Raw genomic sequence first — 24157 nt, 5'->3', positions numbered from 1 at the left:
GGCGAGATCGGCGGTCTCGCCCGCTTCAAGGCCGGTGACCGTGCGAGACCGCCGATCTCGCCGCTGCGACGGCCCGAACCGTCAAGCTCACCGGGATGGGCGCGCCGGCCGGCGTCGAGGTCGGCCCCGAGGCGTGCACCGCGGCCCTGCGGGCCCTGTCGCTGCAGCAGCCACCCGCCGCGGACGACGTGGCCGCGCAGGTCGCCGTCCGGGGCGCGACCTACACCGCCGAGCTCCTGGCGGTGGCCGGACCGGCGGCCGAGCTCGTCGGCCGGGTGCCCGAACTGGTCGACCAGTGCCCGCAGGTGACGGTCAGCGGACCCGAGCCCGGCAGCGCGACGGTCGACCTCGCTCCCTTCGACGTCCCCGACCTCGGCGACGACGCGGTCGGTGTCACGGTGACCGCGGTGGCCACCGAGCCCGGCGGTGCCCAGCACGCGGTCTCCGGACTGGTCGGGCTGGTGGGGGACGGGGACCGGGTGCTCGTCCTGGCCACCGGTGACCGCGAGGGCGCCGAGCCCGACCGGGTCGCGTTCACCGCGCTGCTCGAACAGGCGTACAGCGCTCAGAGCTCACTGGACTGAAGAAGGACCCCGTCCTCCTCACCCCTCGCGCGCTCGGGGCGGTGCCCTGGACGGGGCCGGTTCCACAGGCGCCCTGCCGGTCCACAGATGACCGGCGAGGGCACCGCCGGACGGGCGCAGCCGGAACCGTCGTCGGCATGGACGACCCCACACGCCCCCTGGTGCGCCTCACCGACTCCGCGGAGATCGCCGCCGCGCTGCCGTACCTCGTCGGCTTCCACCCGCACGAGTCGGTGGTGCTCGTGGCCCTCGGCGGGGAGACCGGCAACCGGGTGGGCCTCACCGCGCGCGCCGACCTGCCGTCACGGTCCGCCTCGGCTGCGGTCGTGACCGCCCTGGCCCGCAGCGTCGCCACCGACGACCCGGCCGCGGTCGTCGTCGCCGTCGTGTCCGAGTCGCCGGACGACCGTGCGCCCCTCCCCGGCGGCGACCACGTCCCGGGCCTGCCGCACCGCGACGTGGTGCACGACGCCGTCGTCGCGCTGGCCGGGCTGGACCTCCCGGTCCGGGACACCCTGCTGGTGCGCGGTGGCCGCTGGTGGTCCTACGACTGTCCGGAACCCTGCTGCGCGTCGGGCGCCGGCGCGCCGCTGCCCAGCGGCGTCTCCCCGCTCGCGGCTGCCTCGGCCGCCGCCGGCCAGGTCCTCGCTCCCGACCGCGACGCGCTGGAGGCGCGGATCGCGCCCCTCGACGGCCCGGCCCGTGCCGCCATGGACGCCCGCACCTGGCGACTGGTCGAGCGCCGCGCCCGGGCCGCGCGGGAGGACCCCGACGCCGAGGCCCGCCGCTCCTGGGACGCCGTGCTGCGTGCCGTGCAGCGCTGCCGACCCGGAACGGCCGGGCGGCTGCCCGACCGCGAGGTGGCCGGCGTGCTGTGGGCACTGACCGACGTCCGGGTCCGCGACCGCGCGCTCACCCTGGCGCTCGGGGACGACGCCGCGGCGGCCGAGCAACTCTGGACCGAGTGCACCCGCCGCGCGCCGGCGCCCATGGACGCCGCCCCGGCCACCCTGCTGGCGGTCAGTGCGTGGCTGCGCGGGGACGGCGTGATGGCCAACGTCGCGCTGCAGCGGGCACTGGACAGCCGCCCGACCTACACGCTGGCCAGGCTGCTGGCCGACGGGCTGGCCGCCTGCCTGCCCCCGACCGAGCTGCGGGCCGTGCTCGCCGCGGTGACCGCCGACCCCGACGAGGTGTGGGCGGCCGGGTGAGCGGCCTCAGAGGAGGTCGGGGCGCTGCCAGTCCTCGCCGTGCACGTGGTCTGCAGGCGCCCCAGCCACCTCACAGCAGCTCGGGGCGCTGCCAGTCCTCGCCGTGCACGTGCTCGGCCAGGAAGTTGAGCACGGTCTCGTACCAGACCTGGGAGTTGCCTGGGGTGAGCACCCAGTGGTTCTCGTCCGGGAAGTACAGGAACCGGGACGGGACGCCGCGCTTCTGCAGGTCGTACCAGAGCCGCAGCGCCTCGCCGATCGGCACCCGGTAGTCGCGGTCGCCGTGGATGACCAGCATCGGCGTGCGGATGGCGTCGGCGAAGCGGTGCGGCGAGTTCTGCTCGTAGCGCTTCGGCTGGCGCAGCGGGTCGCCCCACTCCCTCTCCCAGAAGTAGGCCGCGTCCGTGGTGCCCACGAAGGAGTCCACGTCCCAGAGGCTGGCGTGGGTGACGATCGCGCGGAACCGGTCGGTCTGCGTGGCCACCCAGTTGGCCATGTAGCCGCCGAAGGACCCGCCCATCGCGGCGGTGCGCGTCCGGTCGATCTCGGGCCGTTGCTCGACGGCGTCGACCGCGGCCATGAGGTCGGTGTAGGGCGCCTCGCCCCAGGCACCCCAGCCGCGGCGGACGAACTCCTGCCCGTAGCCCTGCGACAGCGCCGGGTCGGGCAGCAGCACGGCGTAGCCCCGGGCGGCCATGACCCACGGGCACCAGCGCCAGGACCACGAGTTCCAGCTCATCAGCGGCCCGCCGTGGATCCACAGCAGCAGCGGCGCCGGGCGCTCCGCCGACGCCCCATCGGGCAGCACCAGCCAGCAGTGCACCGGCGTCCCGTCGGCGGCGGTGGCCGCGACCTCCTGCAGGGTGCCGGGCAGCCCGTCGAGGGTGCCCGGGCTGGGGAGCGGATCGGGGTGCTGGCCGGTGGCCTCCGGGTCCAGCCGCACCGGCGCGGGCGGCTCGTCGTAGGCCGAGCGCAGCGCGTAGAGGGCGCTGCCGTCACGGGCCACCTGAAGGTCGCTGTAGGCGCCGTCGGTGGTCATCCGCACCGGCTCCCCGCCCGCGGCCGGCACCCGGAACAGCGCCTGCCGGCCGCCGTCGTCGGCGAGGAAGTACACCGTCGTCCCGTCGGCGCTGAACTGCGGCGCCGACGGCCAGCGGTCGAACCCGGCGGTGAGCTCGCGCGCCGCACCGGTGGCGACGTCGACGTGCAACAGCGTGTAGTCCGGCGGGTCGTCGTGGGTCGACATCGACTCCCGCACGCAGACCACCGCGGTGCCGTCGGGGGAGAAGCGCGGCGCGTGCAGGTCGGCGAGCGGGTCGTCGACCAGCGCCCGGGCGTCCCCGGTCGCGGTCTCCACGAGGACCAGCCGATCGCGCTGACCGGCCGGACCGTGGGGCACGGTGTCCACCCGCACGAGGAGCCGGCCGTCGGGGGAGAGGGCCAGGTCGCCGCCGGCGCCGGCGGGCGGGACGGCGTCGGGCGTCAGGTCGCGCAGCTCGACCGCGGGCGGCTCGTCGCCGGCGGCCGGGTCCGCGGGCAGCGCGCCGGCCCAGAACAGGTGCGGGGTGGCCGGTCCCAGGTCGCTGTCCCAGGACCGCACCGGGTAGGCCTCGTGCAGGATCGCGGTGACCCCGGCTTCCGTACGCCGTTTCCGGCGCTCCGCGTCGGCCTCGGCGTCGGCCGCGCCGGGCATCGCCGAGGCGCGCACGACGACCGCACCGGTGTCCGCGGCGACGGCGACGCCGCCGATCCCGCCCGGGTGGGTCAGCACCAGCCGGGCCTCACCGCCCTCGGCGGGCAGGCTCCAGAGCGAGGGCTTCGGCTCCTCGCCGTCCGGTTTCGCGGCCGGGTCCGGACGGGCGGCGGTGAACAGCAGCGATCCGTCGGGGGCCCACACCGGCGTGGACTCGCCGGGCGCCCCGCGGGTCAGCCGGCGGGCCGGCCGCCGTCCCTCCGGATCGACCTCCCACAGCGCCGACTGCCACCTCGTCTTCTCCGGGTCCAGGGCCTGCACGGCGACCGTCAGCCGGCGGCCGTCCGCCGACAGGGCCAGCCCGGCGACCCGGGGCAGGGCGACGAAGGTCGCCAGGTCGGCGAAGGGAGACGAGGTGGCCGGGGCGTCGGAGGGCTCGCTCACCCGGCCACCGTAGGAGCCGGGGGAGCGAGCCGCCCGCTCACAGGCGGGGAGCTGCCTGCGCCGGGGTGAGCTCCTCGTCGAGGGCGCTGACGAACACGTGCTGGGCCACGCCCATCGGCAGCACCTCGCCGTCGAGGCTGACCGTGCCGGCGGTCAGCTGGGCGACGGCGGTCATGCCCGGCCGCAGACCCTGCGCGGCCAGCTGGCGCATGAGCTCGGTGTCCTCCTGCAGCTGCTCGCTGATCCGCTTGATCTCCACCCGGCGCCCCTCGGGGGTGGCCGTGGTCGACAGCAGGGTCAGCGAGTCGAGCACCGCCGAGGTCTCGCCGCCCAGCGCGTCGAGGCCGGGGATGGGGTTGCCGAACGGGGACACCGTCGGGTTGCCGAGGAGGGTGAGCAGCTTGCGCTCGACGGCCTCGCTCATCACGTGCTCCCACCGGCACGCCTCCTCGTGCACGTCGGCGTAGTCCAGGCCGATGACGTCGACCAGCAGGCACTCCGCGAGCCGGTGCTTGCGCATCACCGCGGTGGCCAGCTGCCGTCCGGACTCGGACAGCTGCAGGTGCCGGTCCCCCTCGACGGTCAGCAGGCCGTCCCGCTCCATCCGGGCGACCGTCTGGCTCACCGTCGGGCCGCTCTGGTGCAGCCGCTCGGCGATGCGGGCGCGGAGGGGGACGATCCCCTCCTCCTCCAGCTCGAAGATCGTCCGGAGGTACATCTCGGTGGTGTCGATGAGGTCGTTCACAGGTCTCCTCCGTGTCGAAACCCATGGTACGGGGGGAGAGCGCGTGCGCCCGCTCACGCGGCGGCACCGTCGTCGGCACGGCACCACCGTCCCGGCGGTAGCGTCGCCCGCGACATCGCCGTCGGCGTCGAGGAGTGTCCCGTGAGTGACTCGGTCGCGGTCGTCTGGGACGACGCGCTGCTCGGCTACACGATGGGCGGGGACCACCCGCTGCACCCGGTCCGGCTGGACCTCACCATGCGGCTGGCCGACAGCCTCGGCGTCCTGGCCACCGACCGGCTGCAGGTGCTGCGGCCCACGGCCGCCGACGTGGAGCTGCTCACCCGCGTGCACGACCCCGCCTACCTGGACGCGGTCAAGCGCGCGCCGTCCGACCCGGACGTCGGCCACGGTCTCGGGACGGCCGACAACCCGGTCTTCGAGGGCATGTACGACGCCGCGGCGTTGATCACCGGCGGCAGCGTGCTCGCCGCGGAGCAGGTGCACAGCGGGCGGGCGCAGCACGCGGTCAACATCTCCGGCGGGCTGCACCACGCGATGCGCGACCGCGCCTCGGGCTTCTGCGTCTTCAACGACGCCGCGGTGGCGATCCAGTGGCTGCTGGACCAGGGGCACCAGCGCATCGCCTACGTCGACCTCGACGTCCACCACGGGGACGGCGTGCAGGCGGCGTTCTACGAGGACCCGCGGGTGCTGACGGTGAGCGTCCACCAGACGCCGCTCACCCTCTTCCCCGGAACCGGCTTCCCCGAGGAGACCGGCGACCCGGACAAGGCGCTGGGCAGCGCGGTCAACCTCGCCCTGCCCAACGGCACCGACGACTCCGGCTGGCTGCGGGCCTTCCACGCGGTCGTGCCCAGCGTGCTCAAGGCCTTCCGGCCCGAGATCCTGGTGACCCAGTGCGGCTGCGACGCCCACCACGAGGACCCGCTCGCCGACCTCGCGCTCACCATCGACGGGCAGCGAGCCAGCTACAAGGCGGTGCACGACCTCGCCCACGAGATCTGCGACGGCCGCTGGATCGCTCTCGGCGGCGGCGGGTACGGCCTGGTGCGCTGCGTGCCCCGGGCCTGGACCCACCTCATCGCGGAGGCGGCCGACGCCCGGCTGGACCCGCAGACCGAGATCCCCGAGTCCTGGCGGGAGGACGTCGTCCGCCGCGGGCTGCGGGCGCGGCCGCCCACGCACATGACCGAGGGTGGCTACACCGGCTTCGCGCACTGGGACCCGTTCACCGAGTCCCGCGTGGACCGGGCCGTCACGCGGACCCGCACCGCCTCGTTCCCCTACTTCGGCCTGGATCCGGACGACCCCCGTGACTGAGCAGAGCACCCGGCCGGCGCCGCCGGAGGACGGTCCGCCGCCCCAGCCGCCCGCGCACTGGGAGGCCGACATCATCGCCGCCGACGGCGGCACGGTGCACCTGCGCCCGATCTGTCCCGAGGACGCCGAGGGCCTGGTCGGGCTGATGGACCGCAGCTCGGATCAGACCCGCTACTACCGGTTCTTCGGGCCGATGAAGCGGCTGTCGGACAAGGACCTGTACCGCTTCACCCACGTCGACCACGACGCCCGCGTCGCCTTCGTGCTGGTGCTCGGCGACCAGGTCATCGGCGTCGGCCGGTACGACCGCTATCCCGGCACCGACGACGCCGAGGTCGCCTTCCTCATCGAGGACGCCCACCAGGGCCGCGGGCTGGGCTCGGTGCTGCTCGAGCACCTGGCCGCGGCCGCGCGGGAGCGGGGGATCGAGAACTTCGTCGCCGAGGTGCTGGCGCAGAACAACCGGATGGTGCGGGTCTTCCTGGACGCCGGGTACACCCCGAGGCGGTCCTACGAGGAGGGCGTCGTCCACCTCACCTTCCCGATCGCGCCGACCGAGACGGCCCTGCAGGTCGCCTACGAGCGCGAGCAGCGCAGCGAGTCCCGGTCCATCGCGCGGCTGCTCACGCCGTCGTCGGTCGCCGTGGTGGGCGCCAGCAACGACGATGGCAAGATCGGCAACGCCGTCCTGCGGCACCTGCTGGACCTGGGCTTCGAGGGCCCGGTCTACCCGGTCAACCCGGGCACCCGGCACGTGCGCGGGGTGCCGGCCTACGCCGGCATCGAGGACATCCCCGTCGACGTCGACCTCGCCGTCCTGGCCGTGCCCGCCGACGAGGTGGCCGAGGTCGTGGAGGCGTGCCGGCGCAAGCGGGTCCGGGGGCTGGTGGTGATCTCCGGCGGGTTCGGCGAGTCCGGCCCCGAGGGGCGGGTCCGCGAGCGGCAGCTGGTCGCCGCGGCGCGCGCCTCGGGCATGCGGGTGGTCGGCCCGAACTGCCTGGGCATCGTCAACACCGACCCGGCGGTGCGCTTGAACGCCAGCCTGGCGCCCCGGGTGCCCGGCCGCGGGCGGGTGGGCTTCTTCGCGCAGTCCGGCGCGCTGGGCTCGGCGCTGCTGGAGCAGGCGCGCACCCGCAACATCGGCCTGTCCAGCTTCGTCTCGGCCGGCAACCGCGCCGACGTCAGCGGCAACGACCTGCTGCAGTACTGGGCCACCGACCCGGCCACGGAGGTGGTGCTGCTGCACCTGGAGAGCTTCGGCAACCCGCGCAAGTTCGCCCGGCTAGCCCGCCGGGTCGGCCGCACCAAGCCGGTGGCCGCGGTGAAGAGCGGCCGGCACGTGCGGATGACCGAGGGGCTGGCCGGCACGTCGGTCGCCGTGCCCGAGGAATCGGTGGCGGCGCTGTTCGCCTCGGCCGGCGTCATCCGGGTGGAGACACTGGCGCAGCTGTTCGACGTCGGCACGCTGCTGGCCCACCAGCCGCTGCCGGCCGGCGACCGGGTCGCGGTGGTCGGCAACTCCACCGCGATGGGTTGGCTGGTCAGCGACGCGGTCCTCGAGCAGGGGCTCGAGCTGGCCCACGAGGCGCCGACCGACATCGGCGCGGACGGGACGGCGGAGGAGTTCCGCGCCGCCCTGCAGGGCGCGGTGGACGACGACGGCGTGGACGCCGTTGTCGCGGTGTTCCTGCCGCCGCTGTCCCGCGGCTCGGCGGAGTTCGGCCGGGCGCTGCGGGAGGTGGCCGCCCCGGCGGACAAGCCGATCGTCGCGACGTTCCTCTCCAACGAGGGCGTCCCCGCCGAATTGGCCCTGATCGGGGAGGACGGCACGCCGGCCCGCGGCTCGGTGCCGTCGTTCTCCACACCCGAGCGGGCGGTGATCGCGCTGGCCAAGGTGGCGCGGTACGCCGCCTGGCGGCGCCGTCCGGTCGGTGAGGTGCCGGAGCTGGAGGGGATCGACGAGCAGGCCGGACGGGACGTCGTCCGGTCGGCGCTGGCGTCGGCACCCGAGGGGCGGGCGCTGACCGACGACGAGCTCATCGCGCTGCTGGCCGCCTACGGCATCCCGCTGCTGGGCACCCGCACGGTCACCGACGTGGAGGCCGCGGTCGCCGCGGCCGAGGAGATCGGCTACCCGGTGGTGCTCAAGTCGACGGCTCCCTGGCTGCGGCACCGCTCCGACCTCGGCGGCGTGCGGCTGGACCTCGCCGACGCCGAGGCGGTGCGCGCGGCGTTCGCGGCCATCCCGGCGGGCGACCCGGTGATCGTGCAGGAGATGGCCGCGCCCGGGGTCGCCACGGTCGTAGGGATCGTCGACGACCCGTCCTTCGGCGCGCTGGTCAGCTTCGGCCTGGGCGGCGTGGCCACGGACCTGCTGGGCGACCGCGCGTACCGGGCCCTGCCGCTGACCGACCTGGACGCCGCCGAGCTGGTGCGTTCGCCGCGGGCGTGGCCGCTGCTCGACGGCTACCGCGGCTCGGAGCCGGCCGACGTCGCCGCCCTGGAGGACCTGCTGCTGCGCGTCGCCGCGCTGGCCGACGACCTGCCCGAGGTGCTGCAGCTGTCCCTGGAGCCGGTGATCGTCGGGCCGCCCAACCCCTGGCACGGCGGCCGGTCGCTGGTCGTCGCCGGCGCCGCCGCCCGCATCGGCCCGCCCACCGCCCGCGTCGACCCCGGGCCCCGCCGGATGCGCACGCCCGGGGTCTAGGGACGCCGGGGGACCCGTCCTGCGACCAGGTGCCCGCGCAACGGGGCGAGGAGGGCGCCCGTGGCATCGGTGAAGGGCCCCAGCACCTCCCGGGCACCCGCCCGGATCCGGGCGTACACGTCCTGGGGCAGCAGCTCCGCCAGTGGCGACGCCTCGACCTCGGTCGCCGCGAGGTCCTCGGGGGAGTCGAAGCGGGCGGTGCCCAGGTGGGTCCACGTGTCGGTGACGGCGAGGCCGGCTCCGGTGAGCCAGGCGACGAGTTCCCGGACGTCACCGCACGACCAGTAGCTGCCGAGGAGCGACCGGGCGGTCGGGCCGGCGTGCCCCACCGCCATCTCCACGAAGGGCCCGTAGGCGGGCTGGGCGTCCAGTGCCGCGGGGACGCAGACGGCCACGGTGCCGCCCGGCCGGGTCACCCGGGCCATCTCGCGGAGCGCCGCGGCCCGGTCCGGGAAGAACATCAGCGCCATCTGGCACAGGACCGTGTCGAAGGTCCCGTCGGGGAAGGGCAGCTCGGCGGCGTCCGCACGGCGCCACTCCAGCTCCGGCCGGATCCGCCGGGCGACGGCGAGCATCCCGTCGTTGAGGTCCACGCCGACGACCCGGCCGTCGCCGCCCTGCCGGTCCGCCACGGTCCGGGCGACGACGCCGGTGCCGCAGGCGACGTCGAGGACGGACTGCCCCGGGGCGACGCCCGCGACGGTGACGAGCAGCGGAGCCCACTCGGCGAAGATCGCGGGCACGAACCGGGACTCGTAGACCTCGGCGGCCTCGGTGGACACCTGGAAGCGCTCGGCCTCGTCCGCGGTGGTGCGCCGGGTGCTGGTCATGGCCTCTCCCTCCGTTGCCGACGTCCCGGAGCCTCCTGCGGCGCCCTCCACGGGTCATGGGTGCACGCACCCAGGGCCACACGTGAGTACGGGGGCAGCGGGAGGGACGGCGGACGGGGCCGGGGTGGGATCCTGGGGACATGGCGGCAGGGATCCCTGCTCTGCTGACCGACGGCGAGGCGGCGCTCGAGCGCGGCGACTGGTCGACCGCCCGGTCGGTGTTCTCCGGTGCCGTGGCACTGGACGACACGCCGGACGCCTGTCATGGCCTGGCGCGGGCGCTGGAGTGGGCGGGCGACTTCGAGGCGGCCATCCACTGGTACGAGCGGGCCTACGCCGGCTACCGGGCGCGCGGCGAGACGCGGCGTCCAGCCCTCATCGCGGGCCGCGAGCTGGCCTTCCTGCACGCCGCCGTCCGCGGGAACGGGGCGGCCGCTGGAGGGTGGCTGGCCCGGGCGAGGAGCCTGGCCGCGGAGGCGGGGAACTGCTCCGAGGTGGGCTGGGTCCGGCTCGCCGAGGCGCTGGCCACGGACGACCCGGACCAGGTCGACGCGCACGCGCGGGCGGCGGCCCGCATCGCCCGGCGCCTCGGGGACGAGGACCTGTGGTTCTGTGCGCTGGCCTACCGCGGGATGGGGCTCGTCCTCAGGGGACGGGTCCCCGAGGGCATGCGGTGCGTGGACGAGGCCGCGGTCGCCGCCACCAACGGCGAGGTGCGCGACCACCTGGTGATCGGCGAGATCTTCTGCAAGATGCTGCTCTGCTGCGAGGTGGCCCTGGACGTCCGCCGGGCCCAGCAGTGGCTGGCCGTCGGCGACGCGGCCGGGCGCGCCTCGAACGACCTGTGGGTCTCGGCGATCTGTCTGATGCACCACGCCGGCGTCCTCATCGCTGCGGGGCGGTGGCCCGAGGCGGAGCAGGAGCTGATGACGGCGCTGCGGATCCACGAGACCGGGATGCGCGCCCTGCGCTCCGGGGTGTGCGTACGGCTGGCGGACCTGCGGGTCCGGCAGGGGCGGCCCGCGGAGGCGGCCGAGCTCCTGGTCGGCAACGAGTTCGACGTCCAGGCGGTCCTGCCCCTGGCCCGGATCCACATGGTCCGGGGGGAGCGGGAGATGGCCGCCGCCGTCCTGCGCCGGTCGCTCGACGGCGGGACGGTCCTGCAGGTGCCGGGCCTGGCGCTGCTCGCCGAGGTCCAGGCCGACTACGGACGGCCTGCGGAGGCCGAGGCGGTGCGGGACCGGCTCCGCGCCCTGGCCGCCGGGAGCCGGCTCCCGCACGTCGCCGCCTTCGCCGAGCAGGTGGCGGCGGTGCTCGCACGCCCGGACGGCCGGACCGCCGTCCTGCCGCACCTGGAGGCCGCACTGGTCGGCTTCGCACGGGCCGGGTTGCCGTGGGAGGCCGCGCGGGCCCGGCTGGCCATCGCCCGCGAGGTCTGCGGCACCGCGCCGGAGGTGGCCGTCGCCGAGGCGCGGGCCGCGCTCGGCGTGTTCCGCGGGCTCGGCGCCCGGCACGATGCGGACGAGGCCGCCGAGCTGCTGCGCAACCTGGGCACCCGCACCGCGGCCGGCCGGCAGCCCGGTGGTCCGCTGACCGAGCGGGAGCGGGAGGTGCTGCAGCTGGTGGTCGAGGGGTTGTCGAACCAGGAGATCGCCGCCCGGCTGTTCCTCAGCAAGCGGACCGTGGAGCACCACGTCGGGAGCATCCTGGCCAAGCTCGGCGTGGCCACCCGGGCCGAGGCCATGGCCCGCGTCGCCCGGTCCGGGATCCCGTGACACGGTGACGTCGCGGCACGCCGGACACGCCGAGAGCCGGCCACCCGGAGGTGACCGGCTCTCGTCCTCGGCCCCTGCAGAGGGGGCCTTGATCAGGCGAGGTAGTCGCGCAGGGCGTCGGCGCGCTGCGGGTCGCGCAGCTTGGCCATCGTCTCGCGCTCGATCTGGCGCACCCGCTCGCGGGACAGACCGAACTGCTTGCCGATCTGCTCCAGCGTCCGCGGCTGGCCGCCGTCCAGGCCGAAGCGCAGCACGACCACGTCGCGCTCCCGGTCCTCCAGCGTGGAGAGCACGGTCCGCACGTCGCCCTTCATCATCTGGAAGGCCACGGCGTCCTCGGCGACCGCGGCGTCGGCGTCCTCGATGAAGTCGCCGAGCCGGGACTCCTCGTCGGCACCGACCGTCTGGTCCAGCGACACCAGGTCGCGCGAGTACTCCAGCAGCTCGGTGATCCGCTCCGGGGTCATGTCGAGCTCGAGGCCCAGCTCCTCGGCGGTGGGCTCGCGCTCCAGCTCCTGGTGGATCCGGCGCCGGGTGCGCACCACCTTGTTGACCTGCTCGGCGAGGTGCACGGGCAGCCGGATGGTGCGGCCGGAGTCGGCCATCGCCCGGGTGATGGCCTGGCGGATCCACCACGTCGCGTAGGTCGAGAACTTGAAGCCCTTGGTGTAGTCGAACTTCTCGACGGCGCGGATCAGGCCGACGTTGCCCTCCTGGATGAGGTCCAGGAACGTCATGCCGTGACCGGTGTAGCGCTTGGCCACCGAGACGACCAGGCGCAGGTTGGCCTCGAGCAGGTGCCGCTTGGCGGCCTTGCCGTCGGCGGCCAGCGCCTTGTAGTCCCGCTGGAGGGCCGGGGTCAGCTGTCGCTCGGACAGCAGGCGCTCGGCGTACAGACCGGCCTCGATGCGCTTGGAGAGCTCGACCTCCTGCTCGGCGGTGAGCAGCGCCGTCTTGCCGATGGTGTTGAGGTACACCCGGACGAGGTCGGTCGAGACCAGCCCGCTGGTGTCCGGCTCGCGCCGCGGCGAGCGGACCTCGAGGGTGTCGGTGGTGGAAGACTGCAGCAGCGTCACGATCTGTCTTCGTCCTTGCCTTCGGGTCGGATGCACACCGTCGGTGGTCGATGGGCGACGGTGCACCCGGGCGTCGGGGGGTCGGGCCGCTCCTCCGGCTCTGGTCAGCCGATGAGCCCCCGCTCTGTGTGTCCCTGTGGTACGCCCTGTCCAACGGCCCCGAGGGGGCCGGGTGTTCCTCGGATGCCCGTTTCACAGCAAAAGCACAGGGCGTGTGTCGCGTCACGCTCGTGTACCCAGCCCGGAGGCGGCTCAGACCTCGAGCAGCAAGGTCATCGGGCCCTCGTTCACCGACGAGACGAGCATGCGCGCCCCGAACACGCCCGTGGCCACCTCGCTGCCGCGCCGCCGCAGCTCGGCGACCACCTCCGCGACCAGGGGCTCGGCCAGCTCGCCCGGCGCCGCGTCGGACCAGGAGGGACGGCGGCCCTTGCGGGTGTCGGCGTAGAGCGTGAACTGGCTGACGACGAGCACCGGCAGGCCCAGGTCGCCCACCGAGCGGGCGCCGTCCTCGGTGGGGAAGACCCGCAGTTCGTGCACCTTGCGCGCCAGCGTCCGGGCCCGCTGCGCGTCGTCCTCGAGGCCCACCCCGACCAGCGCCAGCAGGCCGCGGCCGATCTCGCCGACGACCGCGCCGTCCACCGTCACCGCCGCCGTCGTGACCCTGCTGACCACCGCGCGCACCGGACCATCCTCCGGCCGGGCAGGACGGGCGTCGGCGCAGGGTGTGCCGGGTCCGGCCCGGCTCAGGACAGCTGCTCGGCGAGGTCGGTCAGGCCGGTGGCGCGCAGCGAGGGCGGGGTGAGGGACTCGGGGTAGGGCGCGCCGGTGCGGTTGATCCACGCGGTGGTGAGCCCGGCGCGGGCGGCGCCGTCGATGTCCCACGGGTGCACGGCGACCATCAGCATGTCGGCCGGGTCGGTGCCGCAGGTCCGGACGGCGTACTCGTAGGCGGTGCGCGCCGGCTTCCAGGCGCCGGCGTCCTCCACCGACAGCAGCGCCTCGAACCGGTCGCGGATGCCCGCGCCGCCCAGCAGCCGCTCCGGGACCTGGACCGATCCGTTGGTGAGGGTGACCAGGCGCCGTCCGGAGGCGTGCAGCGCCCGGACCCCGTCGGGCACGTCGGGGTGGACCGCCAGTTCGGCGAAGCCGCTCATGACGTGCTCGACGGCCGCGTCGGTGTCGCGGTCCAGGTCCACGCCGTGGAGCACGGCGCGCAGCGCGTCCCTCGCGAGCCCGGCGAAGGGGCGGGAGGCGCCGGCGGCGGTGAGGGCGAACCCGTCCCGGAGCAGGGTGGCGAACCATGTCGTGGCCAGGTGCGCGGGGGCTCCGACGTCGGCGAAGCGACCGGCCATCGGGCTCATGTCGGACAGGGTCTCGTTGACGTCGAAGACGATCACGGACGGGGAGGTGGCCATCGCGGGCTCCCGGGAGGTCGGTGGTGGCGGAGGGGCACGGTCGTCACGCGTCTTGCGCTGGTCGGATCCTGCTCGGTGTCGTGCCCGGCCGGCCGCCGGACGACGCCCGGGGCATCTCCGGCGGCCGACCGGGACGTCCGGATCGGATCGCAGGCGCGGCCGGGAGGTCCAGCTCGGTCTGGACCGGGTGGTTGACGTGGTTGGTGAACAGGTTGAGCGCGATGTGCACCGACGCCTCGGTCAGCTCGGTGTCGCTCCAGCCGGCGTCCAGCGCGGCCTGCCAGCTGCGGTCCCCGACCGGTCCGACGGCGCCCGCGGACTCCCGGACCAGCGTCAGGAGCGCGGCCAGCTCTGGGTCGTCCCGGTACGAGCCGCTCCTGATGGCCAAGGTCTGCTCGGTCGTCGGGCCGGCCGCCTGCGCTCCCAGGGTGGGCGGACTGGCAGGAGGAGCACCGGTCGACGTTCCCACCACGAGGGCGATGGCCTCGCGGGTCGCCGCGTCGAGGGTGCCGTCCTCGGCGATCACCCGCTGGAGCGCGGCACAGGCGTTGAGGACGACGGGGGAGTGCGCCAACTCGCCGTGGGTGTTGAGGACCGTGCCGAACTGCTCCTGCAGGGCCTTCAGCGCGTCCCGGCTGGGCTCCGGAGGCGCTGTCGACGGTGGGGACGGGGATGCGGGCCATGCGGTCTCCTCGGTCTCGGGAGGTCAGGAGGGGAGGGCAACCCGGCGAGGGGTGCCGGTTCATCCCGGCGCACGAGGGGAGCCGGTCGGGAAGCCGTGACGGTGGTCACCGGGATCCCGAACCGGACGGCGCCCCGCCGGCCCAGGACGGAAGACCGGGATGCGGATGCGGGCGGTGCGGGAACGCTGGGACCGGCTCACCCGGCTCGTGCACCCGGAGACCGAGCGGGTGCTCCACGAGCGGTGGGCGTAGCTGCCCGAGGCCGTGCGGACGCCGGCACAGCTGCTCGGCCGACACGCGGTCGGCTGCGAGGGCACGCACGGCGTCTTCCCGCGGTGCAACCCCACCTGTACCACTCCGCGGACGCCAACAAGGTCCGGGTGGACGGCGGCCACACGGTCGCCGAGGTCGACGCGCAGATGGCCTACCTGCGGCAGCGGCGGGGCCCGTACGCGCACGCCCAACTGATCGGGGGGCGAGGTGAGTCTGCTGCACCCGGACGACTACGCCGCGGCGCTGCTGCGGATGCGGGGTCCGGCCGGCGACGTCCACCACCGCGCCGGCCGCGCATCCGCACGTCGACGTGCGCGGCGAAGCTGACCCGCTGCAGGCGCAGCCGCCGCCGGTCGCCGAGCAGGAGGGCCCCGGCGGCACTGTCAGCTCGGTGACAGAGCTGCGCTCCGGGGGTGAGCCGGCCGATCTGTCACGCCGCTGACACCCGAGGGCGCGGGGTTCCGGTGCCGGGGGAGACGCTGGCCGCACCGACGACCAGCACGGACAGGAGCCCCTGATGGCAACGCTGCGCACCGACATCACCATCGACCGCCCCGCCGCCGACGTGTGGTCCGTGGTCAGCGACGCCGGCCGGATCTCGGCGTGGTTCCCGGCCGTGCTCACGTCCTCGGCGAGCGGGAACGGGCGCAGCTGCGAGCTGCAGGGCGGGGTCCCGCTGGAGGAGGAGATCGTCGCCAACGACCCGGCCCTCCGCCGGTTCCAATACCGCATCGTCGGCGGCGGGGTGCCGGCCGAGTCGCACCTTGGCACCGTCGACGTGCTGGAGCTCGACGACGGTCGGAGCCTCGTCGTCTACAGCACCGAGATCACGCCCGACGAGCTGGCCGGCACGATGGGACCGGCCATCGAGGGCGGGGTCCGGGGGCTGAAGGAGTACTGCGAGAGCCGCTGAGCTCGGACGTCCAGAGGTACCGGCAGGCGCCGACGGTCTCACTTGGGGCGCGGCGTGGCAGCGTCGTCGTGGTGGGCCCGGCACCGGGTGCCGAGGTGAGCGGCGAGGGTGGCGGCGAAGCCCTCGGCAACGGCGAGCTGCTCGCGGAGCGCGGTGACGCGGGCGGTGGCGGCCTCGTGGAACATGCGCAGCCGGTCGAGCAGCTGGGCCGGGTCACCGGCCCCCGCGTCCAGGTCGGCGAGCAGGGTGAGCAGCTCGCGCATCTCCTCGAGCGTGAAGCCCAGCGGCTTCATCCGCTTGATCACCTCGAGGCGGGCGACGTCGTCATGGCTGTAGAGGCGGAACCCGCCCTCGCTGCGGGCGGTGGGGACGACCAGCCCGTTCTCCTCGTAGAAACGGATGGTGCGCAAGCTCAGCCCGGTGCGCTCGGCGACCTGGCCGATCTGCAGGAGCCCGGTGCGCGTCATCGGCATCAGTGCGCCCTGGCCAGCTGGCCGGTGTGCCGCTCGTACCGGTCGGCGGAGTGCCCGCTCAGGCCGACGATCCTGACGGTCTTGCCGCGGGTCTCGTACTTGTGGGTGATGGCGTCGAGGGTGGCGACGGTGGAGGCGTCCCAGACGTGGGCGTCGGAGAGGTCGATGACCACGTCGTCGGGGTCGTTCGCGTAGTCGAACTGGGTGTAGAGGTCGTTGCTGGAGGCGAAGAACAGAGCGCCGGTCACCGAGTAGACCCGGGAGCCGCCGTCGGGGCCGGTGACGCTGGTGACCTCGGCCAGGTGGGCCACGCGGCGGGCAAAGAGCACGCACGCGACCAGCACGCCCGCGCCGACCCCGATCGCGAGGTTGTGGGTGAGCAGCGTGCCGGCCACGGTCGTGAGCATCACCGCGGTCTCGCTCCTCGGCATCCGGTGGATGGTCCGCAGGCTGTGCCAGTCGAAGGTGGCGATCGACACGAAGACCATCACCGCGACCAGGGCGGCCATCGGGATGATCGCGACGACGTCGCCGAGCGCGACGACCAGCACGAGGAGGAAGGCCCCGCTCAAGAAGGTGGACAGCCGGGTGCGGGCGCCGGACTTCACGTTGATCATGGTCTGGCCGATCATGGCGCAGCCGCCCATGCCGCCGGAGAAGCCGGAGGCGATGTTGGCGACACCCTGGCCCCAGGACTCGCGGGTCTTGTCCGAGTGGGTGTCGGTGAGGTCATCGACGAGCTTCGCGGTCATCAGCGACTCCATCAGCCCCACGAAGGCGATACCCAGCGCATACGGGGCGATGACCGTCATCGTCTCCCAGGTGAAGGGCACCTCGGGGAGGGCGAGGAACGGCAGGCTGTCGGGGAGCTCGCCCTGGTCGCCGACGTCCGGGATGGCGATGCCGGCGGCCACCGTCAGGCCGGTGAGCACGAGGATCGACACCAGCGGCGCCGGGACGACGGTGGTCAGCTTCGGCAGCGCGAAGATCGCGACCAGGCCGGCGATGACCAGCGGGTAGACCAGCCGGGGCACATCGATCAGGTGCGGCAGCTGCGCGGTGAAGATCAGGATCGCCAGTGCGTTGACAAAGCCCACCATCACGCTGCGCGGGATGAAACGCATCAGCCGGGCGACACCGGCCGCGGCCAGCAGCACCTGGAACACCCCGCCGAGGACGACCGCGGCGAGCAGGTACTCCAGACCGTGCTCACGAGCGAGCGGCGCGACGACGAGCGCGATGGCGCCGGTGGCCGCAGTGATCATGGCCGGGCGACCACCGGTGAAGGCAATGACGACGGCCATGACGAACGAGGAGAACAGGCCCACCCGCGGGTCCACCCCGGCGAGGATGGAGAAGCTGATCGCCTCGGGGATCAGCGCCAGCGCGACGACCAGGCCGGCGAGGACCTCGGTGCGGGCCGCCGTCGGGGACAGCCAGGCGGGGCGGCGCAGGCGCGGCTCGGGCAGGGCGGGCAGGACTGAGGACATGGATCCGTCTCGTTCGGCGCCTGTGGGCGCAGATGGGTGGCACTGGAGGCAGGGCTGGGTCAGGGGCGGGGCACCGGTGCGCCTGCGGGGAGTGGCGCGCTGGTCCGGCAGCGGGTCCCGTGGGGATGCGCCCATCGGAGATCCTCGGCACTGGTGACCGCATCACCGCTGTCGCCGACAGTCTGCCGGAACTCATCCCTGACGTGAGGGTCGGGTGGTGAGCCGTTCGTCACTGTGGCGGAGGCGTCCGGTGGGACGGGGCCGTCGGCTCCGGTGGCTCCAGCACGCCCCATGAGGGGGCAGGTCGGTCCGCGGCACCGTCGGCAACCGTGCCCCACTGCAGCGGAGGACACCAGCAGCAGGCTGCGACGTCGACCGCCGGCGGCCGGACGATGGAGGACGGCCGCCCGACAGTCGGTACCCACGGCAGGCTCACCGGTCGGCGCCCGGACCTGCCCGGCCGGTGGCGTGCACGGGAGGGCGGTGCGTCTCGTACATGCGCACGGCCACCACGGCGCCGGAGGCGGCGGTGAGGGCGGCGACGGTCCAGATGGCGGTGAGCATGCCGTAGGCGTCGGCGAGGACCCCGGCGAGCAGCGCACCGACGGCGAACCCTCCGTCGCGCCAGAGCCGGTAGACGCCCACGGAGCGGGCCCGCCAGGCCGGATGGGCGACGTCGCCGATGACCGCCAGCAGCGTCGGGTACACCATGGCGGTGCCGACGCCGAGCAGCACGGCGGCGAGCGCCCAGATGCCGACGGTGGTGCCGAGGGCGATCAGGCCGATGGCGGCGGCCTGCACCCACATGCCGGTGACGATGAGCCACTTCCGGCCGACCCGGTCCGACAGTGCCCCGGTGACCAGTTGCCCGACACCCCACACGGCCGGGTACAGCGCGGCCAGCGCACCGATCTGGCCCACGGTGAGACCGTGACCGGCGAACAACAGGGGAACGAGGCCCCAGGCCAGCCCGTCGTTGAGGTTGTTGACCAGGCCGGCCTGGCTGGCCGCCGACAGCGCCCTCTCCCGGAACGAGGTGAGGACGGCGACCTGCCGGGTGGACAGCTTCCCGTGCAGGTCGCCGGTGGAGACGTGCTGTGCCACCTCGAGCCGGGCGTGGCCGCGGGTCTCCTCCACCGCCAGGCCGGACAGGCCCAGCCCGAGGGCGATCACTGCCGCGCCGAACAGGAACGGCGCCGGGCGCAGCCCGTGGGCCGCGGCCAGCCAGCCGGTGACCAGCGCCGCGACGGCGACGGCGCCGTAGCCGGCGGCCTCGTTCAGACCCATCGCCAGCCCACGCCGGGCGGGGCCGACCAGGTCGATCTTCATGATCACCGTCGTGGACCAGGTCAGCCCCTGGTTCACGCCGAGCAGCACGTTGGCCGCGACGATCCACCACCAGCTCGGGCCCCAGATGAGCATGGCCGGCACCGGCAGCGCGATGAGCCATCCGGCGACCAGCACCGGCTTGCGGCCGAACCGGTCCGACCACGTGCCGGCGAAGAAGTTCGTGCCCGCCTTGACCGCGCCGAACGCCACGATGAACAGCAGCCCGGAGCTGAACCCCGACAGGCCGAACGTCCGCTCGGCCAGCAGCGGCACCACGGTGCGCTCCTGACCGAGCGTCGCACCCACGAGCGCGTTGACCGCGACGAGCAGGGAGAACTGGGCGAGGTTCGCGCGCAGCCCCAGCCGCACCGCCGGCGCGCCGCCCGCCGTCGAGGCGACAGCGGCGTCGCCGGCGGAGGCCGTCATGCGGTCGTCTCGAGGGCGTTGCCGGTGGCCTTCGCCCAGTCCTCGGCGCCGCCGGTGAGCACCGCGACGCCGCGGTGGCCGGCGCGTTCCAGCACGCTGGCGGCCGTGGTGGCGCGCTCGCCGTGCGCGCACATCGTCACCACCGGCCCGGTCGGCAGGTCGGCGCTCGGCAGCGCGCCCAGCTCGACGTTGCGGGCAGCCGGCAGGTGTCCGCGCGTGTACTCACCGGTCTGCCGCACGTCGACCACCCGGGCGGGATCGACGTGCTCGGCGTCCAGCAGGGACGTGGTGGCGACCGGGTGTCCGGCGGCGGCCCAGGCCGCGACGCCGCCGGCCAGCTCGCCGAGCAGGGTGTCGTAGCCGATCTTGCGGGCCTGCCAGACGATCTCGTCGGGGTCCTGGTCGTCGTTGCGGACGACGATCAGCGGCGTGGCCGGGTCCGGGACCAGCCAGCCCAGCCAGGTCGCGAACACCGACCGCAGCGGGATGGCCAGCGCGCCGGGGAGGTGCCCGGCGGCGTAGTCGGCGGGCGGGCGGACGTCGACGACGTCGGCGCCGGCTGCCTGGGCCACCTGGTCGGCGGTCAGCGGCGGCAGGGCGGCGTCGGTCGGGGGCAGGGCCGGGCCGCGCCGGTTGACCTCGGCCAGGCGCAGGAAGTACGGCGGGAAGCTGCCGAGGCCGGACAGCAGCCGGGCGACGAAGGTGTCCTCGTCGGCGGCGGCCAGCAGCGGGTTGGTGGCCTTCTCCCGGCCGATGGTGGTGGTCCGCTCCGCGCCGGGCGGTGCGGAGCAGAAGGAGCCGGCCCCGTGCGTGGGCCACACCGCCGTGTCCTCGGGCAGCGTCGCGAGCCGCCTCAGCGAGGCGTACTGGGCGCGGGCCAGCGGCTCGGTCTGCTCCGGGGAGACGAGGTCGGTGCGCGCGGCGGCGCCGACGAGGAGCGAGCCGCCGGTGAACACGCCCAGCGTCCGGTCGCCGTCGGCCAGCAGGTAGGCGACGTGCTCCCCGGTGTGCCCGGGCGTCGCCCACGCCCGCAGCGTCAGCCCACCCAGGTCGACCTCGTCGCCGTCGTGCAGGCCGGTGTGCGGGAACTCCCGGCCGCCGGTCGCCGAGGCGAACACCGTGGCGCCGTCGCGGGCGGCGAGACGGGTGGCGCCGGACAGGAAGTCGGCGTGCAGATGGGTGTCGGCCGCGGCGACCACCTTCAGTCCGCGCTTCGCCGTGGCGGCGTCGACCGCCCGCAGGTCCCGGCTGGCGTCGACCGCGAGCGCGCGGCCGTCGCCGAGGTCGATCAGGTAGCTGCTGTTGCCCAGGCCGTCGTCGACGACGGGGACGACCGGGACGGCCGCGTCGGACATGGACGGACTCCTTCCCGAGTGGATGGACCTACGTGGGGTCAGTGGGCTTGCGGGCCAGGAAGGAGTAGCCGTGGACCGCGTACGCGCGGGCATTCGGCTCTCCTCCGGCGCCGCCGAAGGTGTCGACGGGGTCGCCGATGGCGATGTCGGTGAAGCCGGTGTCGGTCAGCATCTCCTGCCAGCCCGCACGGGGCAGCCCGCCGGCTATCTAGCCGGTCCACAGGTCGATGTCCCGCAACGCCCCTTCTGGTACCGGCCGGCCGTTGGCGATGTCGGCGAACTGCAGGCGGCCTCCGGGCCGGAGCACCCGGCGGATCTCGGAGAGGACGGCGTGCTTGTCGGCGCAGAGGTTGATGACGCCGTTGGCGATGACGACGTCGGCCCACGAGTCCTCGACGGGCAGCGACTCGGCCAGGCCGGTGCGGAACTCGACGTGGTCCAGGCCGAGGGCGGCGGCGGTCCCGGTCGCCTTCTCGAGCATCTCCGGGGTCATGTCCACGCCGACGACCCGACCGCCGGGGCCGACCTGCCCGGCGGCGAGGAAGGAGTCGAACCCGGCGCCGCAACCGACGTCCACGACCCGTTCGCCGGCAGCGAGCGGTCGCAGCGCGAAGGGGTTGGCCACGCCGGCGAACGACTCGACGGCCCGGTCGGGCAGGGCGGCCACGGCGTCTTCGTCGTAGCCGAGCCGCCGCGCCAGTCCCCGTCCGGTGTGGAAGTGGAAGGTCCGCGTCGGATCGGTGGCGACCTCCCGGTACTTGTCCCTGACCTGTTCGCGCAGGGCGACGGGATCCACCAGCAGATCCGGTGTGGTCGACATGGCCAGCCCCATCTCCGGCCGACCCGGACGGGCCGGTGCCGGCGCCTTCCTCAAGCGATGGCTTGAATGGTTCTCCGGCTGGGTACGCTCGTCAAGCGTTCGTTTGAGGAAGGTGGGTGCCGTGGGTGACCGGGCGGCGAAGGACGCGCTCTTCGACGGGCTCTCCGCGCCGGCGAGAGCGCTCGGAAACGGCCGCCGGGCCGAGATCGTCGACCTGCTGGCCCAGGGGGAACGGTCGGTCGAGGAGATCGCCGAGCAGATCGGGCAGAGCGTCGCCAACACCAGCCACCACCTGCAGCAGCTGCTGCGCGGCGGTCTGGTGCGCACCCGCCGGGCCGGCACCCGGATCTACTACCGGCTCACCAGCGACGCCGTGGCTGCGCTCTGGGCGGCACTGCGGGAGGTCGCCGCGGCCCACCGGACCGAGATCGACCGGCTCGCCGAGGCGTACCTCGGCGACCGCGCCGAGCTGGAGACCATGACCCGAGCCGAGCTGCGTCGGCGGCTGCGCGACCAGGACGTCGTCGTCCTCGACGTCCGCCCGGCGCCCGAGTTCGCCGCGGGCCACATCCCCGGGGCGTGGTCGATCCCGATCTCGGACCTGCGGCACCGGCTGCGGGAGATCCCGACCGACACCGAGGTGGTCGCCTACTGCCGGGGCCCGTACTGCGCCTACGCCGACGAGGCGGTCCGGCTGCTGCACCACCGCGGACGGCGTGCCCTGCGACTGGAGGACGGGTTCCCCGAGTGGGCGCGCGACGGCATGCCCGTCGAGGGCCAGGGCGTCGGGTAGGGCCCCGTGTGCGCTCTCCTGCGGGGCTCGACCTAGCGGGACGGGTGACCGGTCCTCGCGGCGCGGTGCGTGACGGCGGGCCCGCGCTCGCCGGTACCGCTCACCAGCACACCCGCCCGGGGTCCGATGAGGCGGGATGGCGCGGGTGCCGACCCTCCGCATCGCGCAGGACACCGCCGCCGACGAACTGCTCGGCCGCGACCCGCTCGCCCTGCTGCTCGGGATGTCGTTCGGCCGGCACCTGGGCCAACGGAGCAGCTGAGGTCGTCCGCGCCGGCGCCTGCACCCGGCAGGGCGCGCCGCGAAACGCCTGTCAGAGGCCGAGATACCGGGCGACGGCGGCCTCGACCTCCTCGAGTTCGTCGCGATGGAGGAAGAACGCGGGCTCGGCGTGGGCGAAGCGGACGTCGATGCTGCGCAGCTGATCCACCAGGAACCGTGTGGGGACCCCGCCCAGCTCGATCTCGGGCCGGAAGACGGCCGGCTGGGCCTGCGTCGACGTCGGGACGATCGTGGCGACGTTCCACGCCATGTCGGTCGGACTCAGGACCAGGCCGTACCGCCGACCGCGTTGCTCGTGGCCGCGACGGGCTTCGCCGAGGCCGACCCGGTAGACGGCGCCGCGGATCACCAGGCGTCGGTCTCGTCGGACAGATCCTCGTCCACCAACCGCTCGGCATCGGCACGCGCGCGCGCGAGCCACGCTTCACGGTCCAGCAGGCGCAGTGCGCGGCGGATGACGTCCGCCGTGCGCTCGTCGCCCCGCATCGCCTCCCGGATGATCCGCTCGTCGTCCTCCGTCGGGCGGAATCCGATGGTCTTGCTCACGCGGCGATGTTAGACATCTGTCTCACTGCAGTGCAACAGGCTCCGGCGACCGCAGCCCAGCGCAGGACGGCAAAGGCCTCGTCGAGCGGGTCGGCGAGCGGCATGGCGCGGTCGGAGGCACCCACTCCCCGAGGGCGATGTCCAGGCAGGCGAGGGCGCCGTGCACGAGCACCTGCGCACTGCCAATCCCGGAGGAGCTGGGCATCGGGCTGGTCGCCTGTTCGCCGCTGGCTCGGGGCTTCCTCAGCGGCGCGGTCCGGTCGCGGGAGCACTACGCCGCGGACGACTTCCGGCAGCGGCTCGCGTGGTGGAAGCCGGAGAACGTCGGCACCGACGTCGAGCTCGTCCGGGAGCTCACCGAGCTAGCGGCGAGCAAGGGCGCCACGCTGTCGCAGCTCGCGCTGGCGTGGCTGCTGGCCCGCAAGCCCTACATCGTGCCGATCCCGGGATCGCGCAACCCCGTCCGCGTCGCGGACAACACCGCCGCCGCCGAACCCGCACTCGCCGACGACGACCTGGCCCGCATCGACCAGATCGCGCCGAACGGAGGTGTGGGCGGCCGCCGGCGTGAGCACCTCCACGGTCGCCAGAAGGCGCCCGAGGAGGGTGCGGTGGAGGTCCCACCTCGTGCCGCCGGGTGCTGACCGGGTCCGGCCGGGAAGGGCCCGAGCGTGCGGCGGACCGTGGGCCGTGGGATCGGACCCGCTGGACGATCGAGCCCGGATGGCTCTGCGACACGATGTGGGCGTGCCGACCCTGCCCCTCACCCGGGACACCGCCGCCGACGAGGTGCTGGGCCGGGACCCGCTCGCGCTGCTCCCGGGCATGCGCGTCGACCAGCACATGCGTCGACGAAGCGGTGACGCCCGACGCTGACCGGCCTGCCGGCGCCCCTGCTGATGATCGCGGGGTGGTGACCGCACGGGGCCGCGCGGCGACCCGCACGTCGCGACAGGCAGGGAAGTCGG

Annotated in this window: 23 protein-coding genes and 1 pseudogene; 10 read left to right on the top strand and 14 right to left on the bottom strand. The window is 74.5% G+C overall.

Going from position 1 to position 24157, the window contains the following annotated elements:
- Positions 1-95 precede the first annotated feature (95 nt).
- Entirely contained in the window at positions 96-584 is a 489-nt protein-coding gene (locus ACI78Z_RS16040; RefSeq protein WP_457037532.1) for a hypothetical protein, read from the top strand.
- A 137-nt stretch (positions 585-721) separates the two neighbouring features.
- Positions 722-1795 carry a DUF4192 domain-containing protein gene (locus tag ACI78Z_RS16035; RefSeq protein WP_457037531.1) on the top strand — a complete coding sequence of 358 codons (1074 nt, stop codon included), beginning with the start codon at positions 722-724 and terminating at the stop codon, positions 1793-1795.
- Between the two features lie 70 nt (positions 1796-1865).
- Here the strand turns inward: ACI78Z_RS16035 and ACI78Z_RS16030 are convergent, their stop codons facing one another.
- Both ACI78Z_RS16030 and ACI78Z_RS16025 read right to left on the bottom strand, forming a co-directional pair.
- Positions 1866-3932: a S9 family peptidase gene (locus ACI78Z_RS16030; RefSeq protein ID WP_457037530.1), complete on the bottom strand. Its 2067-nt coding sequence runs from the start codon at positions 3930-3932 to the stop codon at positions 1866-1868.
- A gap of 37 nt (positions 3933-3969) precedes the next feature.
- The gene (locus tag ACI78Z_RS16025; protein WP_457037529.1) at positions 3970-4677 is read right to left on the bottom strand and encodes a metal-dependent transcriptional regulator; all 708 of its coding nucleotides are present in this window, start codon (positions 4675-4677) and stop codon (positions 3970-3972) included.
- 141 nt (positions 4678-4818) lie between these two features.
- On the opposite strand from ACI78Z_RS16025, the gene ACI78Z_RS16020 reads away from it, so the two are divergent.
- Both ACI78Z_RS16020 and ACI78Z_RS16015 read left to right on the top strand, forming a co-directional pair.
- Complete coding sequence (locus tag ACI78Z_RS16020; RefSeq protein ID WP_457037528.1) at positions 4819-6000, top strand: acetoin utilization protein AcuC; 1182 nt, start codon at positions 4819-4821, stop codon at positions 5998-6000.
- Positions 5993-8707: a bifunctional acetate--CoA ligase family protein/GNAT family N-acetyltransferase gene (locus tag ACI78Z_RS16015; protein ID WP_457037527.1), complete on the top strand. Its 2715-nt coding sequence runs from the start codon at positions 5993-5995 to the stop codon at positions 8705-8707. The genes ACI78Z_RS16020 and ACI78Z_RS16015 overlap by 8 nt, the downstream gene beginning before the upstream one ends.
- Here the strand turns inward: ACI78Z_RS16015 and ACI78Z_RS16010 are convergent.
- Positions 8704-9537 carry a class I SAM-dependent methyltransferase gene (locus ACI78Z_RS16010; RefSeq protein ID WP_457037526.1) on the bottom strand — a complete coding sequence of 278 codons (834 nt, stop codon included), beginning with the start codon at positions 9535-9537 and terminating at the stop codon, positions 8704-8706. The genes ACI78Z_RS16015 and ACI78Z_RS16010 overlap by 4 nt on opposite strands.
- 140 nt (positions 9538-9677) lie before the next feature.
- Between ACI78Z_RS16010 and ACI78Z_RS16005 the strand changes: the two genes are divergently transcribed.
- Complete coding sequence (locus ACI78Z_RS16005; protein WP_457037525.1) at positions 9678-11312, top strand: LuxR C-terminal-related transcriptional regulator; 1635 nt, start codon at positions 9678-9680, stop codon at positions 11310-11312.
- A 92-nt stretch (positions 11313-11404) separates the two neighbouring features.
- On the opposite strand, the gene sigB is transcribed toward ACI78Z_RS16005, so the two are convergent.
- The 4 genes from sigB to ACI78Z_RS15985 form a co-directional block, all read right to left on the bottom strand.
- Positions 11405-12388 (bottom strand): RNA polymerase sigma factor SigB, encoded by a 984-nt coding sequence (gene sigB / locus ACI78Z_RS16000; protein WP_457037524.1) that lies wholly within the window; start codon positions 12386-12388, stop codon positions 11405-11407.
- A 252-nt stretch (positions 12389-12640) separates the two neighbouring features.
- A complete protein-coding gene (gene dtd / locus ACI78Z_RS15995) occupies positions 12641-13072 on the bottom strand; it encodes a D-aminoacyl-tRNA deacylase (protein ID WP_457037523.1) in 432 nt (143 codons plus the stop codon).
- A gap of 62 nt (positions 13073-13134) precedes the next feature.
- A complete protein-coding gene (locus ACI78Z_RS15990; RefSeq protein WP_457037522.1) occupies positions 13135-13806 on the bottom strand; it encodes a haloacid dehalogenase type II in 672 nt (223 codons plus the stop codon).
- Positions 13807-13849: 43 nt separating this feature from the next.
- Positions 13850-14380 carry a carboxymuconolactone decarboxylase family protein gene (locus ACI78Z_RS15985; RefSeq protein WP_457037521.1) on the bottom strand — a complete coding sequence of 177 codons (531 nt, stop codon included), beginning with the start codon at positions 14378-14380 and terminating at the stop codon, positions 13850-13852.
- An 899-nt stretch (positions 14381-15279) separates the two neighbouring features.
- On the opposite strand from ACI78Z_RS15985, the gene ACI78Z_RS15980 reads away from it, so the two are divergent.
- Positions 15280-15675 (top strand): SRPBCC family protein, encoded by a 396-nt coding sequence (locus ACI78Z_RS15980; protein ID WP_457037520.1) that lies wholly within the window; start codon positions 15280-15282, stop codon positions 15673-15675.
- Positions 15676-15713: 38 nt separating this feature from the next.
- On the opposite strand, the gene ACI78Z_RS15975 is transcribed toward ACI78Z_RS15980, so the two are convergent.
- The 5 genes and pseudogenes from ACI78Z_RS15975 to ACI78Z_RS15955 all read right to left on the bottom strand — a co-directional run bounded on the left by ACI78Z_RS15975 (position 15714) and on the right by ACI78Z_RS15955 (position 21568).
- Positions 15714-16142 (bottom strand): MerR family transcriptional regulator, encoded by a 429-nt coding sequence (locus tag ACI78Z_RS15975; protein ID WP_457037519.1) that lies wholly within the window; start codon positions 16140-16142, stop codon positions 15714-15716.
- A 5-nt stretch (positions 16143-16147) separates the two neighbouring features.
- Positions 16148-17638, bottom strand: a complete 1491-nt coding sequence (locus ACI78Z_RS15970) for a SulP family inorganic anion transporter (RefSeq protein WP_457037518.1) — start codon at positions 17636-17638, stop codon at positions 16148-16150.
- Positions 17639-18070: 432 nt separating this feature from the next.
- Entirely contained in the window at positions 18071-19393 is a 1323-nt protein-coding gene (locus ACI78Z_RS15965) for an MFS transporter (RefSeq protein ID WP_457037517.1), read from the bottom strand.
- Positions 19390-20748, bottom strand: coding sequence for an MBL fold metallo-hydrolase (locus ACI78Z_RS15960; protein WP_457037516.1), 1359 nt, complete (start codon positions 20746-20748; stop codon positions 19390-19392). The genes ACI78Z_RS15965 and ACI78Z_RS15960 overlap by 4 nt, the downstream gene beginning before the upstream one ends.
- A gap of 28 nt (positions 20749-20776) precedes the next feature.
- Positions 20777-21568, bottom strand: a pseudogene (locus ACI78Z_RS15955) (methyltransferase domain-containing protein).
- 121 nt (positions 21569-21689) lie between these two features.
- Here ACI78Z_RS15955 and ACI78Z_RS15950 point away from each other — a divergent pair.
- Together ACI78Z_RS15950 and ACI78Z_RS15945 are read left to right on the top strand one after the other, a co-directional pair.
- Positions 21690-22361, top strand: coding sequence for an ArsR/SmtB family transcription factor (locus tag ACI78Z_RS15950; RefSeq protein ID WP_457037515.1), 672 nt, complete (start codon positions 21690-21692; stop codon positions 22359-22361).
- Between the two features lie 136 nt (positions 22362-22497).
- On the top strand, positions 22498-22623 hold the full coding sequence (locus ACI78Z_RS15945) for a hypothetical protein (RefSeq protein ID WP_457037514.1): 126 nt from the start codon (positions 22498-22500) through the stop codon (positions 22621-22623).
- Between the two features lie 51 nt (positions 22624-22674).
- Here the strand turns inward: ACI78Z_RS15945 and ACI78Z_RS15940 are convergent, their stop codons facing one another.
- Both ACI78Z_RS15940 and ACI78Z_RS15935 read right to left on the bottom strand, forming a co-directional pair.
- Positions 22675-22992 carry a type II toxin-antitoxin system PemK/MazF family toxin gene (locus ACI78Z_RS15940; protein ID WP_457037513.1) on the bottom strand — a complete coding sequence of 106 codons (318 nt, stop codon included), beginning with the start codon at positions 22990-22992 and terminating at the stop codon, positions 22675-22677.
- Positions 22989-23189 (bottom strand): hypothetical protein, encoded by a 201-nt coding sequence (locus tag ACI78Z_RS15935; RefSeq protein ID WP_457037512.1) that lies wholly within the window; start codon positions 23187-23189, stop codon positions 22989-22991. The genes ACI78Z_RS15940 and ACI78Z_RS15935 overlap by 4 nt, the downstream gene beginning before the upstream one ends.
- 137 nt (positions 23190-23326) lie before the next feature.
- Between ACI78Z_RS15935 and ACI78Z_RS15930 the strand changes: the two genes are divergently transcribed.
- Positions 23327-23833, top strand: a complete 507-nt coding sequence (locus ACI78Z_RS15930) for an aldo/keto reductase (protein WP_457037511.1) — start codon at positions 23327-23329, stop codon at positions 23831-23833.
- A gap of 103 nt (positions 23834-23936) precedes the next feature.
- On the top strand, positions 23937-24065 hold the full coding sequence (locus tag ACI78Z_RS15925; protein WP_457037510.1) for a hypothetical protein: 129 nt from the start codon (positions 23937-23939) through the stop codon (positions 24063-24065).
- Positions 24066-24157: the final 92 nt, after the last annotated feature.

The sequence above is a fragment of the Geodermatophilus sp. SYSU D01176 genome (assembly GCF_054050015.1).
Note: the sequence above shows the minus strand (reverse complement) of the source record. Positions and strands in the feature narration are given on the sequence as shown.